This is a genomic window from Pseudomonas lundensis (assembly GCF_002269125.1).
GTDB lineage: Bacteria > Pseudomonadota > Gammaproteobacteria > Pseudomonadales > Pseudomonadaceae > Aquipseudomonas > Aquipseudomonas lundensis_A.
Window position 1 is genome coordinate 16,438 of the sequence record NZ_NQKI01000013.1, and the last position, 15,564, is coordinate 32,001.

Genomic DNA, 15,564 nt, shown 5'->3' on the forward strand with positions numbered 1-15,564 from the left:
CTGACAAGGATCAATGAAACAGCGACTCACCTGATGAGTGAGTCCGGATTGCAACCGGACATTTGCGCAAACACATGATTGAAGTGGGGTTACTTTAGATGGCCGCTGGGGCAAGGTTTGAGCCAGATTCAGGTGCTGAAAGATCCGCATTCGGCATGGAAACACCGCGAATCGTGATTGAAAAGGTTATGCCAGTAGTCAGTTACGGCCATAAGCCGGCCAAAGCGATTGTCGGCCAATTGTTCAAGGTCACGAGCAACGTCTATTGCCTCACCTCCGGGCCATTGGCCGTCATTGTCCGATGGCGGCACGTTGACAGCTGCGATGGCGAGAGTCAGTACATGCATACGCTGGGTAACCGTGTGTGGTACGGGCAGATTCTGTTCGCACAACCCGGGCCACATGTGTTTTGTATTGACGCATGGATTGACAGTTACGCCGGGTATTGCCTGACGCTGGAGAAAGCGATGCAGGCAGACACATCGCCCGCCGAGCTGATCGACCTGGGGCTGGCTCACATTTTTCGGGCGTATGAACACTGTGACGCGTCGCGGCAACAACCATTGATCGAACTTCACCAGCGACTGAGCCTTTTGCCGCCGCCAGCGCAAATCACGTTGTTAATGAGTGAAACCACCAAAGCGCTGATGCGTGACACCCAATTGCGCACTTGCCTGACCCTGAGCCCGGAATACCCGCTGTACGTAGTCCGTTGACAGCTGCGGTGAGCGTCGCCTTAACGTCGCTCACCGTGCGCATGGCTTATATGGGTGAGCCGTCGGTGGTGGCATGCAGCATCTCTCGTTGATCGATCGCGCCAGCGCTGACCAACTCCTCCGCTTGTTCCTCGGTAACTGCAATTTTCTCTTCCCCCACCAACGCCTGTGACAGGCCAGAAGGGTCACTGTTAATAATGACGACCTTGGGCAGGTCTACCTGCAGCGTGCCGGCGGGCAAGGTAAAGACACAGGTGCTATGGGTTCGGTCAATAACTAAGCTCATGGGGTCAATCTCCTGAATCAGCAGGTCAAAGGATGGCTGACGCTTTAATTGGCGGGACTTTAGTGGGTGGATCGCCCATTGGCTCTGGGGCCTCGGGCAAAGGATCCTGCTCGGGGATGGGCGGTGTATCAGTGGGTGGGATCACCGGATCATCAATGTTCGGGTCCGGTGTGTGTGCAGGGATCGGAATCGTCATCAGTGGGCCTCTCGATTGGCTAGCGCCGCGGCTTAACGGCAGGTCTTCAAGACGGTTGACCCCGTACCCCGGTAAAAAACTCCCGCATTACGACCAGCGGGTCGTCGCAAAACAGTCTGAACTTTTAAACCGGATGCTGCCTCCCAAGCTAAGTGCCCGGTGCCAATGCCGGAAAGTGCTTCAAAACGACACACGTTAGCGTCCATGGGCGTGAGGAGTGATGCTCGATGACTGCTGATTTCCCGGATTCAGATTCAACCGCTGTATTGCCTCTGTCCCATGCGTTGTTGCTGCCGCGCATCGTCATTGAAAGCACCTCCCCGGTGCTGGATAACGGCCAGTTCGCCGTCAAGGCGACCCAAGGGCGGACGGTTGAGGTCACCACCAACGTCTTTACCGATGGACACGATCAACTGGCCGTGAGGCTGCATTGGCGTCGGGTCGAAGAGGACGTGTGGTCAACCACGCCCATGACATTTCTTGGCAATGATAGCTGGCGGGGTCAGTTCGGCGTGCCATTGCAAGGGCGCTATGTGTTCTGCATTGAAGCCTGGATTGATCGCTTTGCCAGCTTTTGCCATGAACTGGAGAAAAAGCATCAGGCCGGGGTCCCCGTCAGCCTTGAGCTGCAAGAAGGACGGGTGCTGGTCCAACAAGCGATCGAGCGCACGCAGGATGCGCTTAAGGCGCAGTTGCAGGCTTTATTGGTTCAACTCGCCGGCTTGCTTGAAACCGAACAAGTGGCGCTGTTCCTCCATGAAAGCAGCGCCCATCTCATGGCGCAGGCGCAATACCATGCCTACGTCAGCCTCAGCCCTGAGTACCCGGTGGACGTGGAGCGCCCGTTGGCCGAGTTTGCCAGCTGGTACGAACTGTTCCCGCGTTCGATGACCAACGATCCCGCCCGGCACGGAACGTTTAATGACGTGATTGATCGGCTGCCGATGATCCACGACATGGGCTTTGACGTGCTGTATTTTCCGCCGATCCACCCCATCGGCCGCCGTCATCGCAAGGGGCCGAACAATGCCCTGCAAGCCGGCCCCGACGACCCTGGCAGTCCGTATGCCATCGGCAGCGAAGAGGGCGGGCACGATGCGATTCACCCTCAATTGGGCACGCGTGAGGATTTTCGCCGTCTGGTGCAGGCCGCCGCTTCACACGGGCTGGAGATTGCGCTGGATTTCGCCATCCAGTGTTCGCAGGACCATCCGTGGCTTACCCAGCATCCCGGCTGGTTTAATTGGCGCCCCGACGGCACGATTCGCTACGCGCAGAACCCGCCGAAGAAATACCAGGACATCGTCAACGTCGATTTTTATGCCCCGGATGCGATCCCGTCACTGTGGCTGGCATTGCGTGACATCGTGCTGGGCTGGGTTGAAGAGGGGGTCAAGCTGTTCCGTGTGGACAACCCGCACACCAAGCCGCTGCCATTCTGGCAATGGCTGATTGCCGACATCAGAAGCACCCACCCCGACGTGATTTTTCTGGCTGAAGCCTTTACCACCCCGGCGATGATGGCGCGGCTGGGCAAGGTGGGTTATTCCCAGAGCTACACCTATTTCACCTGGCGCAACACCAAGGCCGAACTGACCCAGTACTTTACCGAGCTCAACCAGAGCCCGTTGCGCGAGTGCTTTCGCCCGAATTTTTTCGTTAACACCCCGGACATCAACCCACGCTTTTTACAAGAGTCAGGGCGCGCCGGGTTCCTCATCCGTGCCGCGCTGGCAACCATGGGCTCGGGTTTGTGGGGCATGTATTCGGGGTTTGAATTGTGCGAATCCGCGGCCTTGCCGGGGCGCGAGGAATATCTCGACTCCGAGAAATATCAGATTCGACCACGGGATTTCACGGCGCCCGACAACATCGTGCCCGAGATCGCGCAACTCAATCGCATCCGCCGCCAAAACCCGGCCTTGCACACGCATTTGGGCCTGACGTTCTACAACGCCTGGAACGACAACATTCTGTATTTCGGCAAGCGCAGCGCCGATGGCAGCAACTTTGTGCTGGTGGCGATCAATCTCGACCCGCACCACGTGCAGGAAGCCCACTTTGAATTGCCCTTGTGGGAACTGGGCTTGCCCGACGATGCCGCGACCGCAGGTGAAGACCTGATGAGTGGCCACCGCTGGACCTGGCACGGGAAAACCCAGTGGACCCGCCTCGACCCTCAGGTTCAGCCCTTCGGCATCTGGCGCATCAAACCTCTTTAACCGAGCCTTGAGCCGCTGCTCAGGCGGCCTCGCGCGTGCGAATCAGCAGGTATTACCCATGGCAAAGAACGCCGCAACCGCAAGTTTTATCAACGACCCGCTCTGGTACAAAGACGCGGTGATTTATCAGGTCCACGTGAAATCGTTTTTCGACTCCAACAATGACGGTATCGGGGATTTTCCGGGCCTGATCAGCAAGCTCGATTACATCGCGGAGCTGGGGGTCAATACCCTGTGGCTTTTGCCGTTCTACCCGTCACCCCGCCGCGACGATGGCTACGACATCGCTGATTATCGCGGCGTACACCCGGATTACGGCACCCTGGCCGATGTGAAGCGCTTCATCGCCGAAGCCCACAAACGCGGCCTGCGGGTCATCACCGAGCTGGTCATCAACCACACGTCCGACCAACACCCCTGGTTTCAAAAAGCGCGGCACGCCAAACCCGGCTCCAAGGCCCGGGATTATTACGTGTGGTCTGATACCGATCAGAAGTACGATGGCACGCGCATCATCTTTCTCGACACCGAAAGCTCCAACTGGACGTGGGACCCGGTTGCTGGTCAGTACTACTGGCACCGTTTCTATTCCCATCAACCCGACCTCAACTTCGACAATCCGCAGGTGATGAAAGAAGTGTTGTCGGTGATGCGCTACTGGCTGGACATGGGCATCGACGGCCTGCGCCTGGATGCCATTCCGTATTTGATCGAACGCGACGGCACCAACAACGAAAACCTGCCCGAAACCCATCAGATACTGAAACAGATTCGTGCCGAAATTGACGCCCATTACCCGGACCGCATGCTGCTGGCCGAAGCCAACCAATGGCCGGAAGACACCCAACAGTATTTCGGTGACAGCGACGGCATCAATGGCGACGAATGCCATATGGCGTTTCATTTCCCCCTGATGCCGCGCATGTACATGGCGTTGGCACAGGAAGATCGTTTCCCGATCACCGACATTCTTCGCCAGACCCCAGAAATTCCGGCCAATTGCCAGTGGGCGATTTTTTTGCGCAACCACGATGAGCTGACCCTGGAAATGGTCACCGACAAAGAGCGTGATTACCTGTGGAATTACTACGCTGCGGACCGCCGCGCGCGCATCAACCTGGGCATTCGTCGGCGTCTGGCGCCCTTGATGGAACGCGACCGTCGGCGCATTGAACTGCTCAACAGTTTGTTGCTGTCGATGCCCGGTACGCCCACGTTGTATTACGGCGACGAAATCGGCATGGGTGACAACATCTACCTGGGCGATCGCGACGGCGTGCGCACCCCCATGCAGTGGTCGATTGACCGCAACGGCGGTTTTTCACGTGCCAACCCGGCCAGCCTGGTGCTGCCGCCGATCATGGACCCGCTCTACGGCTACCCGTCCGTCAACGTGGAGGCTCAGTCCGGTGACCCGCATTCGTTGCTCAACTGGACCCGCCGGTTGTTGGCCGTGCGCAAGCAACAACAAGCGTTCGGCCGCGGTAGCCTGAAAATGCTGTCACCGAGCAACCGCAGGGTGCTGGCCTATATTCGCGACTACACCGACAGCGAAGGTAAGAACGAAACCATTCTTTGCGTGGCCAACGTGTCGCGCAGCGCACAGGCCGTGGAGCTGGACCTGTCCGAGTACGGTGGGCGGGTGCCTGTGGAAATGCTGGGCGGCAATGCCTTCCCGCCGGTTGGCCAGTTGCCGTTCATGCTGACGCTGGCGCCATATGGCTTCTACTGGTTCCTGCTGGCACCTGAAAGCCAAATGCCGGGTTGGCACGCCGAGCCCGTACAAAGCTTGCCCGAGCTGGTCACGCTGGTGATCAAAAAAAGCCTCGAAGATGTGCTGCACGGACCCGCACGCACCACACTGGAGCGCGTGACCTTGCCGGCCTGGCTGCCCAAGCAGCGCTGGTTCGGGCAAAAAGGCGCGCCGATCGAACAGGTGGAGTGGCTGTATGGCACACGCTTGGGGCACGCCGATACGCCGATGTTGCTGACGGAGGTGCTGGTCACCGCAGGCGGCCAGCAGTACCGCTACCAACTACCGCTCGGGGTTGTGGGTGAAGACCAGCCCGTCAGCGCGTTGGCTCAGCAATTGGTACTGTGCCGGGCGCGACGGGTGCGTCAGGTGGGCTTTATCACGGATGCCTTCAGCCTTGAACCCTTTGTGCGCGCTGTGCTGGGTCACTTACACGCGGGCACGGCGCTGGACAGCAGCGCAGGGCCCATTCGTTTCACCCCGACCGCGCAATTGGCCGAACTGGGGCTGGATGAAAACAGCGAGATTCGTTACCTGTCGGCCGAGCAATCCAACAGCTCGGTGGTGGTCGGCGGCACCTTGGTGCTCAAACTCATTCGTCAGCTCAGCAGCGGCATCCACCCCGAGCTGGAAATGGGCGCTTACCTGACGGCCGCGGGCTACCCCAATATTTCCCCCTTGCTGGGCGCCGTGGAGCGTCATGGCAGCGACGGCGAAAGCACGTTGCTGATGATTGCCCAAGGCTATCTGAGCAATCAGGGCGATGCCTGGACCTGGACTCAAAACAACCTGGAACGTGCCATTCGCGACGAACTGGCAGATGCCATGTCCGAACACGATCAGCACTACAACGCACTGGGTGAGCTGGCTGACTTTGCCGCTGTGCTGGGCCGCCGCCTGGGTGAGCTGCATCAGGTGCTGGCCAGCGAGACCGACAACCCGGATTTCACCCCGCAGATCACCAGCGCGAAAGACGTGCGCCATTGGTCGACGGTCATCAGTCAGCAGGTCAACGCGGCGTTGCAGCAACTCCACGGGCACCTGTCGCTGTTGTCGGTTGAAGATCAGGCGCAGGTCAAACACTGGCTCAAGCACGGGCGTGACATCAGCGCTTACATCAAGGCGCTGGCCGACCGCACCCTCGGCGGCCCACGGATCCGCGTGCATGGCGACCTCCACCTGGGGCAGGTGCTGGTGGTACAGGGCGATGCCTATTTCATCGACTTCGAAGGAGAACCGGCGCGGCCCTTGCAAGAGAGACGCAGCCGCCACAGCCCTTACAAAGACCTCAGCGGGCTGCTGCGTTCCTTTGATTACGCCGCAGCCATGGCGGTGGCGCAGGTGCAACAGGCGGACCATTCGCCCGAGGCCGATGTGGCCCGTCAACGTGTGGTGGAGCGTTACCTAGAGGAAGCCCGCGGTGCCTTGACGCAGGCGTATTCCCATGCAACGGCTACGCTGGCTTCAGGCTGGGAAGTGGAGAGTGGCCCGCAGGCTGCACTGACCCTCTTCAGTCTGGAAAAGGCGGCCTATGAAGTGATCTATGAAGCGGCCAACCGACCTGCCTGGTTACAGGTTCCACTGCGCGGGCTGAGCACCTTGCTCAGTCAGGTGCCGGGCATGTCCAAGCCTTTGAACGGAGAGAAACAATGAGTGCTGGCAAGGATCTGGGTGAAGGACGTGGTGGTTTATTGCCCACTCGGCAAGACATTGAAGCGTTGATTAACGCCGAGCACCGCGATCCCTTTTCGGTGTTGGGCCCCCATGCGGACGGCCAGGGCGGGCAATACATTCGGGCGTTTCTGCCACAGGCGTTGAGCGTCAGCGTAATCGCACGCGACACCGGCGATGTGCTGGGGCCGTTGTCGTGTCCCGACGTACCGGGGTTGTTCGTCGGCCATTTTACCGAGCCGCGTGCCTACGCACTGCGCATCCAGTGGGCCGGGGGTGAGCAAACCAGCGAAGACCCCTATAGCTTTGGTCCGCTACTGGGTGAAATGGACCTGTACCTGTTTGCCGAAGGCAATCACCGAGACCTCAGCCATTGCCTGGGCGCACAGGTGATGAGCGTGGACGGCGTGCCCGGCGTGCGCTTTGCCGTGTGGGCCCCCAATGCCCGACGCGTGTCGGTGGTCGGCGATTTCAATATCTGGGACGGTCGCCGCCACCCGATGCGCCTGCGCCACCCGAGCGGGGTGTGGGAAATCTTCATTCCGCGTCTACAGGCGGGTGAAGCCTACAAGTACGAGATTCTCGGTGAACACGGGATTTTGCCGCTTAAGGCCGACCCCATGGCGCTGGCCACGCAGCTGCCGCCGCTGACCGCGTCCAAAGTGGCCTCGCCGCTGGCGGTGGACTGGCAGGACCAGCAGTGGATGCAGGAACGCGGCCACGTGCAACGCCCTGATGCGCCGCTGTCGATCTACGAGTTGCACGTGGGGTCGTGGCAGTGCGAAGTGGACGAGGTGGGCGAAGTGGCCCGTCAATACACGTGGCAGGAACTGGCGCAACGGCTCATCCCCTATGTAAAAGAAATGGGCTTCACCCACATCGAACTGATGCCGATCATGGAGCACCCGTTCGGGGGGTCGTGGGGCTATCAGCCGCTGTCGCAATTCGCCCCGAGTGCGCGCTATGGCTCGCCGGATGATTTCGCCGCGTTTGTTAACGCCTGTCACGTCGCGCACATCGGCGTCATTCTGGACTGGGTGCCTGCGCATTTCCCCAATGACGAGCACGGTCTGGCCCAGTTTGATGGCACGGCGCTGTATGAATACGCCAACCCGCTGGAAGGCTTCCACAAAGACTGGAATACCCTGATCTACAACCTGGGCCGCACAGAAGTCCACGGTTTCATGCTGGCGTCAGCCTTGCACTGGCTCAAAGATTTCCACATCGACGGGCTGCGGGTCGATGCGGTGGCGTCCATGTTGTACCGCGATTACTCGCGCCAACCCGGTGAGTGGATTCCGAACCGGCATGGTGGGCGGGAGAACCTCGAAGCCATCGACTTTTTGCGCCACCTCAACGATGTGGTTGCACTGCAAGCCCCTGGCGCGCTGATGATTGCCGAAGAGTCCACCGCCTGGCCAGGCGTCAGCCAGCGCACCGATGAAGGCGGGTTGGGCTTTGCCTACAAATGGAACATGGGCTGGATGCATGATTCGCTGCATTACATTCAGCAAGACCCGGTGTACCGGGCGCACCACCATAACGAACTGAGTTTCGGGCTGGTCTATGCATGGACCGAGCGCTTTGTCCTGCCGATTTCCCACGACGAAGTGGTGCACGGCAAACACTCGCTGATCGACAAAATGCCCGGCGATCGCTGGCAGAAATTTGCCAACTTGCGGGCCTACCTGAGCTTCATGTGGACCCATCCAGGCAAAAAGCTGCTGTTCATGGGCTGTGAGTTTGGCCAATGGCGCGAGTGGAACCACGATCAGCAGTTGGACTGGTACTTGCTCCAATACCCGGAACACAAGGGCGTGCAGAAGCTGGTGGGCGACCTGAACCGCCTGTACCGCGATTACCCGGCTTTGCACGATCAGGATGATGTACCCCAAGGCTTTCAATGGCTGATCGGCGATGACGCCACCAACAGCGTGTTCGCGTGGTTGCGCTGGAGCAAGGACGGCCAACCGCTGCTGGTGGTCGCCAACTTTACACCCGTTCCGCGTGAGGGATACCGGATTGGCGTGCCGTCTGCGGGCACTTGGCAGGAGGTGCTCAACAGCGATGCCGACACCTACGCGGGCTCCAATTACGGCAACGGCGGAGGCGTGGACACCGACCCGCTGCCCAGCCACGGGCAAACCCATTCACTGGCGCTGAACCTGCCGCCGTTGGGGGTTTTGATCCTTAAACCGAACTGACCTGCCACTGCCGGGGTGCGCCTGGGCAGTGACTACAAATGCACATCGACGGCTAAGGGCAAATGGTCCGAGAGGTGGGTCCAGGGCTTGCCGTCGAGGATTTTCGGGTTGCGACTGCTCGCATTGCGCAAATAGATCCGGTCCAGCCTCAGCAATGGCCAGCGCGCCGGGTAGGTTTTCGCCAGCTTGCCGTGATGGCGCTCGAAGGCCTCATGCAGGTCATCGCGCTGCCTGAGGGCGGCGTTGCCTTGCAGTTTCCAGTCGTTGAAGTCCCCGGCGATGATCACCGGGTCTTGTGGCGGCAAGGATTTGAGCAATTGGTTGAGCAACACGATCTGTAGCTGGCGATGACTTTCCAGCAGGCTCAAATGCACGCAGATCGCATGCACCTGTTCATGACCGGGTACGTCCAGCACACAATGCAGCAGCCCGCGCCGCTCGGGGCCGGTGATGGAAACGTCGAGGTTGCGCCACGATTTGATCGGGTATTTGGACAACACGGCATTGCCGTGGTGGCCGTCCGGGTAGACCGCATTACGGCCGTAGGCAAAATCATTCCACATGCTGTCGGCCAAAAACTCGTACTGCGACATGGCCGGCCACTTGTCGTAGCGCGAAGCGTGTTTTTCATGCTCACCGAGCACTTCCTGCAAAAACACCAGATCGGCCCCGGTGCTGCGCACCGCTTCGCGCAGTTCCGGCAGAATGAAACGTCGATTGAAGGCGGTGAACCCCTTGTGCGTGTTGACAGTCAGCACCTTCATCCGGTGCACGGCGGGCGCGGCGACCGGGGCAGGGGGCTTAAGATTGTTACCGGCTATATCGAGGCTCATGGTCTCTCCTGTGCGTGGGGTCACGTGGGTTCGACGCATGCCGAGACAGCGCGTTCAGTATCGGCACTGCCTTTTTTATAGCGCGTCGGGGCGTGATCCCCCTTGATGTTGGTCATGTTCGGCCACGCTAAGCAGTGACCTTAAGTAATCACCAAAGCCACCAGAGGCGCGGCAGTCGAGCCGGGCGCTGGTGATGACCTGTGGGCGGTGGCTCCAGGCGATAGACGCGCCGCAGGCCTCCAGTTGCTTCACCAAGTGCACGTCTTCGTGGCAAGCCAGCGGCTGAAAGCCCCCGGCACGGCGGTAGGCTTTGGCGCTGAAGCCAAGGTTGGCACCGTGGATATGCCGGTGGCCGTCCCGTGCTTCGTAGGCCGCCTGGTAACGGGAGCGGGCGGCTTCATCAATGCCGTTGCCCCAGTCATCGACGGTCACCGTGCCGCACACGGCGTCTTTGCCCAACGCCAATTGCGCCACCAGCCAATCTTCGGCCACGCGGCTGTCGGCATCGGTGCACGAGATCCAGCGCGCCCCGCGTTCCAGCAACCATTGCGCCCCGGCGCCACGGGCAGCGCCCACGTTGCGGGCATTGATCGCCAGCACGTCGACGTCGTATTGCGCAGCAATGTCGGCTGACAGGTCGTCGCAACTGTCGAGCACCACCAGCACGCGCACCGGCTCTGCCTTAAGCTGCGGATGACGGCTGGCGCTGAGCACGGCATGCAGGCAGTGGGCAATCAGCGCCTCTTCGTTATGTGCGGGAATCAGCACGCCGATCATCGCAATCCCTCCAGGCTGGCTACAGAAATAGGGTCGCGGCCCCACACTTCAAGGATGAAATCGTCTTCCAGGTGCTGTACCAGACGCGGCCAGCCCAAGGTGTCGTGCACCCGCGCGTGCACCTCGTCGCCGGTCAGGGCACAGCCTTCGATAGCCGGTCGCCAGTGGCACGCGAGCAACTGGCCATCAGGGGCCAGGCTAAGCAGCGCCAGTTCGAGCATTTCTTCCAGCGCTTTGGGGTCCATGTAATAAGCCACCTCGCTGATGACAATCAGGTCGAAGCTACGCTCGGGCCATTGTTCCGGCACGCGGTTTTGCCGCACCTCCACGTTGGCGCAGTTGCTCAGCCGCTGGCGTGCCAGTTGCACGGCCTTGGCTGAGGTGTCACAGGCCAGTAGCCAATCGGTTCGCTGGGCGAGCCCGGCGCTTAATTCGCCATTGGCGCAGCCCACTTCAAAAATCGCCGGGTAATGCTGGCGCGGCAGGCTGGCCAGGGTAATGGCCCGTTTGCGCTGTTCGTACCAGCGTTCGCGAAAGGCCCACGGATCGTTGTTGTGGGCGTAGAGCTGATCAAAAAAAGCAGTCGAGACACTCATGATTCATCCCTGTACAAAAACAACTTCATAGGGTTGTAGCAACCGTTCCAGCGCGTGTTCGCTGAGCACCGGTTCGGCACCCGTGCTTGGGTCGTTATGGATCTGACTGGTGAAGGCCTTGGCTGCATAGCGTTTGCGTGCCACCGCCTGGGCGCTGAGGTCGATGCGCCGGGCGCGCGCCCACGGCACGCGCGGGTCGTCATCGTGGGCCCAGTGCCACGTCCAGATCGGCAGTTCGTGCATGCGGGCGCCCACGTTCGCAGCCGCCTTGACGCTGGCGCGGCCGACGGCGTCGTGATCGCAGTGACCATCGCGGCACCAAGTACTGAACACCACGTCGCCGGGCTTGAGGTGCTGTTCGATGAAGGCCGTGAGTAGCGCTTCATCGGCAGCCACCTGGCTGTCGAGGAAACCGCCCCTGACCCAGTGCAGCTCAGGCACCGGCAGGCCGAGTCGGCTCAGGGCCTCTTCAGATTCGAGGGCGCGTTGATACGCCAAATCGCACGCTGGCCATAAGCTGGAGCCGGGGTGGCTGGCGGTGCCGTCAGTGACAGAGATCAACAACAGCGGGCGATTAAGGGTATTGATCAGTTGCAGCAAGCCGCCGGTACCCAGGACTTCGTCGTCCGGATGGGGGGCGACGATGACCGCACGTGAGCCTTCTGGCAGCAGCTCAGTGACGTCCACGGCCGGCAAGTTTGCCAGCCGTTGAGAGTCGCGCCAGTGTTGCAGCGGGGTGCCGCTGCCCACAATCAGGTTTTCTTTCATAGGGGCCAGTGCCTCCCGGGTGTTTGCGCGGCCCATTCGCCCAAGGCTTCGAGGTCGCGTTCAGCATGACTTTGGCGCAAATAAACCGGCAGGTCGGCGCTCAGGCGGGCAAAGTGCGGGTCTTTGCAAAAAGGCCCGGCGCCCAGTGCGCGGCCTACGTGGCGAAGCACCTGTTCGGCGCACTCTTCGATCTGGGCCCGGGTTTGTCGGGCCAGTGCCTGGCGGTCGGCAGTGGGCGCTTCATCCAGCAGCCCTGCGCAGACGATCAGGGTATTGCGGGCCCCGAACAGCGCAGCCTGCGCCGCCCCCAAATGCGCCAGTGCATGGGGTTCGGCGCGCTTTGCGCATTGCTGTCGCAGGAACTCGGCCAGCCGGTACGCAGCGCCATACCAGCACGCGGCAATGCCAATCGCGCCTTGCCAAAAACCGGGGCGACGCAAATAGTCGCCGAGTTGGCCCACGCGGGTGCATGGTACGTGCTCAAACAGAATGTCGACGCTGGCCGTTGCGGCCATGCCCACCGCTTCCCAGCCTTCACGGGATACGCTGACCCCTGGCTGCTGCATGTCGACCGCCACCAGTTGCTGGCCGCCTTGTTCATCCCAAGCCGTGAGCAACCCGTGGCTGACCACGCCCGCACCCGAACACCAGGCTTTGCGCCCGCTAATGAGCGAGCGGCCGTCAACAACGCGCAGGAGAACCCGGGCGTTGGGCGGCTCGGCGGCCCACAGGCCCCAAGTACTGCCCGGCGGGACCGGTTTGGCGCCCAGCTCGCGCATCGTGGCCAGCGCATCGGTGTGGCCTTCGTACACCTTGCACAGCCCCAAGTCATGCCCGGCCACCAGTGCCAATTGTTGCCACCGTTGCAGGGTCATCCCGCTGCCGGGCAACGGCAATTGATCCAGCCCGGCTTCGACCATGCGCTGCAAGCACTGGCCCAGCGCCTGCGGCGTGTTCACCGGCGATGCGCAGTCTTCAAGAAAATCATGCAGAGTCATGGTTAGCCCGCGTCCTTGTGATGCTCCAGTTCGAACAGCGCCACCGAGCGGCCATTCACCCCGTAGGTGCTGCCAAACGCCAAGGTGTGCGGGCTTTTGAAGTCCGGATCGAAGGTGTCGAACTTGCAGATCCAGCCAGTGCCTTCGGGCACTTGCGGCAGGATGAAGTCCACACCGTCATGCTGCGCGTTGAAGGCAATCAGCAAGGTGGCATCGGCGCCCGAACGCTGCACGCCGGAGACCTGCGCCCGGCCGTCAAGCAGCATGCCGAAACTGCGGCTTTGCGGGTCTTCCCACTGTTCGATGGACATTTCGCTGCCATCAGGCGCCAGCCAGGTCACGTCCTTGACCCCCAGCTCCTCGTTGTAATGCCCCACCAGGAAGCGCCCGCGCCGAAGGATCGGGTAGTTGTTGCGCAGTTTGATCAGGCGCTTGACGAACTTGAGCAGCGATTTGCCATCCTCGTCCAGGTCCCAGTTGATCCAGCCGATTTCGCTGTCCTGGCAGTAGGCGTTGTTATTGCCGTGCTGGGTGCGGGCGAATTCATCCCCGGCGACGATCATCGGCGTGCCTTGAGCCAGCAGCAGGGTGGCAAAGAAGTTGCGCATCTGGCGCAAGCGCAGGGCATTGATTTGAGGGTCGTCGGTCGGGCCTTCGACGCCGTGGTTCCACGACAGGTTGTTGTTGCTGCCGTCCTGATTGTTCTCGTCGTTGGCTTCATTGTGCTTGTCGTTGTAGGACACCAGGTCGTGCAACGTGAAGCCATCGTGGGCGGTAATGAAATTGACTGAGGAATAAGGCCGCCGCCCGCGCTGGTTGTACAGCTCGCCCGAGCCGGTCATGCGCGCCGCAAAGTCGGCCAGTTGCCCGTCATCGCCTTTCCAGAAAGCGCGTACGGTGTCGCGAAACCGGTCGTTCCACTCGGCCCAGCCCGGCGGGAAGCCCCCCACCTGATAGCCGCCGGGGCCGCAGTCCCAGGGTTCGGCAATCATTTTCACTTGGCGCAGCAGAGGGTCCTGACGGCAGGCCACGAGGAAGCTGTGGCGCTCGTTAAACCCTTCGTGGTAACGGCCCAGAATGGTGGCCAAGTCGAAACGGAAGCCGTCGACATGCATCTCGTGGGCCCAATAGCGCAGCGAGTCGGTGACCATTTGCAGCACGCAGGGGTGGCTCAGGTCCAGCGTGTTGCCGGTGCCTGAATCGTTGATGTAGTAGCGCTTGTCGTCAGGCATCAGGCGGTAGTAGGAGGCGTTGTCGATGCCACGCATGGACAGCGTCGGGCCTTGCTCATTGCCTTCGGCGGTGTGGTTGTAGACCACGTCCAGAATCACTTCCAGCCCGGCTTCGTGCAGGTGGGCGACCATTTCCTTGAACTCCGCGATCTTGCCGCTGGCCAGGTAGCGCGGGTCCGGGGCGAAGAACGCAATGCTGTTGTAGCCCCAGTAGTTGGTCATGCCTTTTTGCAGCAGGTGCTGGTCGTTGACGAACGCATGCACTGGCAGCAGCTCGACACTGGTCACCCCGAGTTTGCGAATGTGCTCGATGACCTCGTCCACCATCAGCCCGGCAAACGTGCCGCGCACGGCCTCCGGCACGTCGGGGTGGCGCATGCTGATGCCGCGTACGTGGGTTTCATAAAAGATGGTTTTGTCCCACGGCACGATCAGGCGGTGATCGTGGCCCCACGTATGGGCAGGGTCGATGACCTTGCATTTGGGCACGAACGGGGCGCTGTCGCGTTCATCGAAGCTCAAATCGCCGTCCGGGTGGCCGATGGTGTAACCGAACAGGGCTTCGGACCACTTCAGTTCACCGACCAATTGTTTGGCGTACGGGTCGATGAGCAATTTGTTGTGGTTAAAACGGTGGCCGTTTTGCGGGTCATACGGGCCATAAACCCGATAGCCATAAATCTGCCCCGGGTGCGCGTCGGGCAAATAGCCGTGGTACGTCTCGTCGGTGTACTCGGGCAATTCGATGCGTTCGAGCTCCACGTCACCTGTTTCATCAAACAGGCACAGCTCAACTTTGGTGGCGTTGGCCGAAAAAATCGCGAAGTTAACACCTAGCCCGTCCCAAGTGGCGCCGAGCGGGAAGGGCAGGCCCTCCCTCAGGCGCGAGGGTTCAACGTCCGGTGTAACGGGTGGGGCTGACTTGCGCTTGGTCATGGTGACTCCTGGCTGTATCGAAGGCCTTCACAAACGGCAGGCAAAGCGCGGCCGTCAGGCATTACTGTCCTGTTAAAAACGGTTTACGGTGCGGTGCGTCAGGGCGTGACGCACCCGGGTGTCAAGAAGCGGGTTTGCGGGGTGCCCGGGGTTTTTTCGCCGCGGGCTCTTTGCTAGCCGGTTTACCGCTTGCAGCTGCGGCTGCCTTGGGTTTGGCTTTACTCGCGGCGGCTTTTTGGGGCGCCAGTGCTTCGGCCTGGGCCAGCTTGTGGGCCATTTCCCAGTGCCGGGCATCCTGGCCATCAGGTTTGCCTTCGGATTCCCAGATCTGGTAGGCAAATTCACGAATGCGTTTGTCGTCGTTATTCATCGCAAA

General features: G+C 60.7%; 13 protein-coding genes. 4 read left to right on the forward strand and 9 right to left on the reverse strand.

Annotation, left to right across the window (positions count from 1 at the left end; all coding sequences use genetic code 11):
• The first annotated feature begins 155 nt into the window (after positions 1-155).
• The gene (locus tag CJF39_RS10310; RefSeq protein WP_262373572.1) at positions 156-716 is read left to right on the forward strand and encodes a maltotransferase domain-containing protein; all 561 of its coding nucleotides are present in this window, start codon (positions 156-158) and stop codon (positions 714-716) included.
• Between the two features lie 46 nt (positions 717-762).
• Here the strand turns inward: CJF39_RS10310 and CJF39_RS10315 are convergent, their stop codons facing one another.
• Together CJF39_RS10315 and CJF39_RS23030 are read right to left on the reverse strand one after the other, a co-directional pair.
• Positions 763-1,002, reverse strand: a complete 240-nt coding sequence (locus CJF39_RS10315; protein ID WP_094993328.1) for a DUF3203 family protein — start codon at positions 1,000-1,002, stop codon at positions 763-765.
• A gap of 25 nt (positions 1,003-1,027) precedes the next feature.
• Entirely contained in the window at positions 1,028-1,198 is a 171-nt protein-coding gene (locus CJF39_RS23030) for a hypothetical protein (protein ID WP_170942668.1), read from the reverse strand.
• A 227-nt stretch (positions 1,199-1,425) separates the two neighbouring features.
• On the opposite strand from CJF39_RS23030, the gene CJF39_RS10320 reads away from it, so the two are divergent.
• From CJF39_RS10320 to glgB, 3 genes are read left to right on the forward strand one after another with little or no spacing between them, the layout of a single operon-like run.
• Positions 1,426-3,420: an alpha-1,4-glucan--maltose-1-phosphate maltosyltransferase gene (locus tag CJF39_RS10320; RefSeq protein ID WP_094993329.1), complete on the forward strand. Its 1,995-nt coding sequence runs from the start codon at positions 1,426-1,428 to the stop codon at positions 3,418-3,420.
• A gap of 58 nt (positions 3,421-3,478) precedes the next feature.
• Complete coding sequence (gene treS, locus CJF39_RS10325) at positions 3,479-6,826, forward strand: maltose alpha-D-glucosyltransferase (RefSeq protein ID WP_094993330.1); 3,348 nt, start codon at positions 3,479-3,481, stop codon at positions 6,824-6,826.
• Positions 6,823-9,048 (forward strand): 1,4-alpha-glucan branching protein GlgB, encoded by a 2,226-nt coding sequence (gene glgB, locus CJF39_RS10330; RefSeq protein ID WP_094993331.1) that lies wholly within the window; start codon positions 6,823-6,825, stop codon positions 9,046-9,048. The genes treS and glgB overlap by 4 nt, the downstream gene beginning before the upstream one ends.
• 32 nt (positions 9,049-9,080) lie before the next feature.
• Here the strand turns inward: glgB and CJF39_RS10335 are convergent, their stop codons facing one another.
• The 7 genes from CJF39_RS10335 to CJF39_RS10365 all read right to left on the reverse strand — a co-directional run bounded on the left by CJF39_RS10335 (position 9,081) and on the right by CJF39_RS10365 (position 15,558).
• Positions 9,081-9,881, reverse strand: a complete 801-nt coding sequence (locus CJF39_RS10335) for an endonuclease/exonuclease/phosphatase family protein (protein WP_094993332.1) — start codon at positions 9,879-9,881, stop codon at positions 9,081-9,083.
• 75 nt (positions 9,882-9,956) lie between these two features.
• Positions 9,957-10,658 carry a glycosyltransferase gene (locus tag CJF39_RS10340; protein ID WP_094993333.1) on the reverse strand — a complete coding sequence of 234 codons (702 nt, stop codon included), beginning with the start codon at positions 10,656-10,658 and terminating at the stop codon, positions 9,957-9,959.
• Positions 10,655-11,254 (reverse strand): class I SAM-dependent methyltransferase, encoded by a 600-nt coding sequence (locus tag CJF39_RS10345; RefSeq protein WP_094993334.1) that lies wholly within the window; start codon positions 11,252-11,254, stop codon positions 10,655-10,657. Before CJF39_RS10345 ends, CJF39_RS10340 begins: the two co-directional genes overlap by 4 nt.
• Positions 11,255-11,257: 3 nt before the next feature.
• Positions 11,258-12,022, reverse strand: a complete 765-nt coding sequence (locus CJF39_RS10350) for a PIG-L deacetylase family protein (protein ID WP_094993335.1) — start codon at positions 12,020-12,022, stop codon at positions 11,258-11,260.
• Complete coding sequence (locus tag CJF39_RS10355; RefSeq protein WP_094993336.1) at positions 12,019-13,020, reverse strand: acyl-CoA dehydrogenase family protein; 1,002 nt, start codon at positions 13,018-13,020, stop codon at positions 12,019-12,021. Before CJF39_RS10355 ends, CJF39_RS10350 begins: the two co-directional genes overlap by 4 nt.
• A gap of 2 nt (positions 13,021-13,022) precedes the next feature.
• A complete protein-coding gene (glgX, locus tag CJF39_RS10360) occupies positions 13,023-15,188 on the reverse strand; it encodes a glycogen debranching protein GlgX (RefSeq protein ID WP_094993337.1) in 2,166 nt (721 codons plus the stop codon).
• A gap of 121 nt (positions 15,189-15,309) precedes the next feature.
• Positions 15,310-15,558: a DUF2934 domain-containing protein gene (locus CJF39_RS10365; RefSeq protein ID WP_094993338.1), complete on the reverse strand. Its 249-nt coding sequence runs from the start codon at positions 15,556-15,558 to the stop codon at positions 15,310-15,312.
• Between the last annotated feature and the right edge of the window lie 6 nt (positions 15,559-15,564).

Excerpts from the sequence above, each read along its gene's own strand:
- CJF39_RS10350 (WP_094993335.1), bottom strand. The coding sequence starts at position 12,022 with ATGAAAGAAAACCTGATTGTGGGCAGCGGCACCCCGCTGCAACACTGG.
- CJF39_RS10365 (WP_094993338.1), bottom strand. The coding sequence starts at position 15,558 with ATGAATAACGACGACAAACGCATTCGTGAATTTGCCTACCAGATCTGG.
- CJF39_RS10310 (WP_262373572.1), top strand. The coding sequence starts at position 156 with ATGGAAACACCGCGAATCGTGATTGAAAAGGTTATGCCAGTAGTCAGT.
- CJF39_RS10345 (WP_094993334.1), bottom strand. The coding sequence starts at position 11,254 with ATGAGTGTCTCGACTGCTTTTTTTGATCAGCTCTACGCCCACAACAAC.
- glgB (WP_094993331.1), top strand. The coding sequence starts at position 6,823 with ATGAGTGCTGGCAAGGATCTGGGTGAAGGACGTGGTGGTTTATTGCCC.
- CJF39_RS10315 (WP_094993328.1), bottom strand. The coding sequence starts at position 1,002 with ATGAGCTTAGTTATTGACCGAACCCATAGCACCTGTGTCTTTACCTTG.
- glgX (WP_094993337.1), bottom strand. The coding sequence starts at position 15,188 with ATGACCAAGCGCAAGTCAGCCCCACCCGTTACACCGGACGTTGAACCC.
- CJF39_RS10320 (WP_094993329.1), top strand. The coding sequence starts at position 1,426 with ATGACTGCTGATTTCCCGGATTCAGATTCAACCGCTGTATTGCCTCTG.
- CJF39_RS23030 (WP_170942668.1), bottom strand. The coding sequence starts at position 1,198 with ATGACGATTCCGATCCCTGCACACACACCGGACCCGAACATTGATGAT.
- treS (WP_094993330.1), top strand. The coding sequence starts at position 3,479 with ATGGCAAAGAACGCCGCAACCGCAAGTTTTATCAACGACCCGCTCTGG.
- CJF39_RS10335 (WP_094993332.1), bottom strand. The coding sequence starts at position 9,881 with ATGAGCCTCGATATAGCCGGTAACAATCTTAAGCCCCCTGCCCCGGTC.
- CJF39_RS10340 (WP_094993333.1), bottom strand. The coding sequence starts at position 10,658 with ATGATCGGCGTGCTGATTCCCGCACATAACGAAGAGGCGCTGATTGCC.
- CJF39_RS10355 (WP_094993336.1), bottom strand. The coding sequence starts at position 13,020 with ATGACTCTGCATGATTTTCTTGAAGACTGCGCATCGCCGGTGAACACG.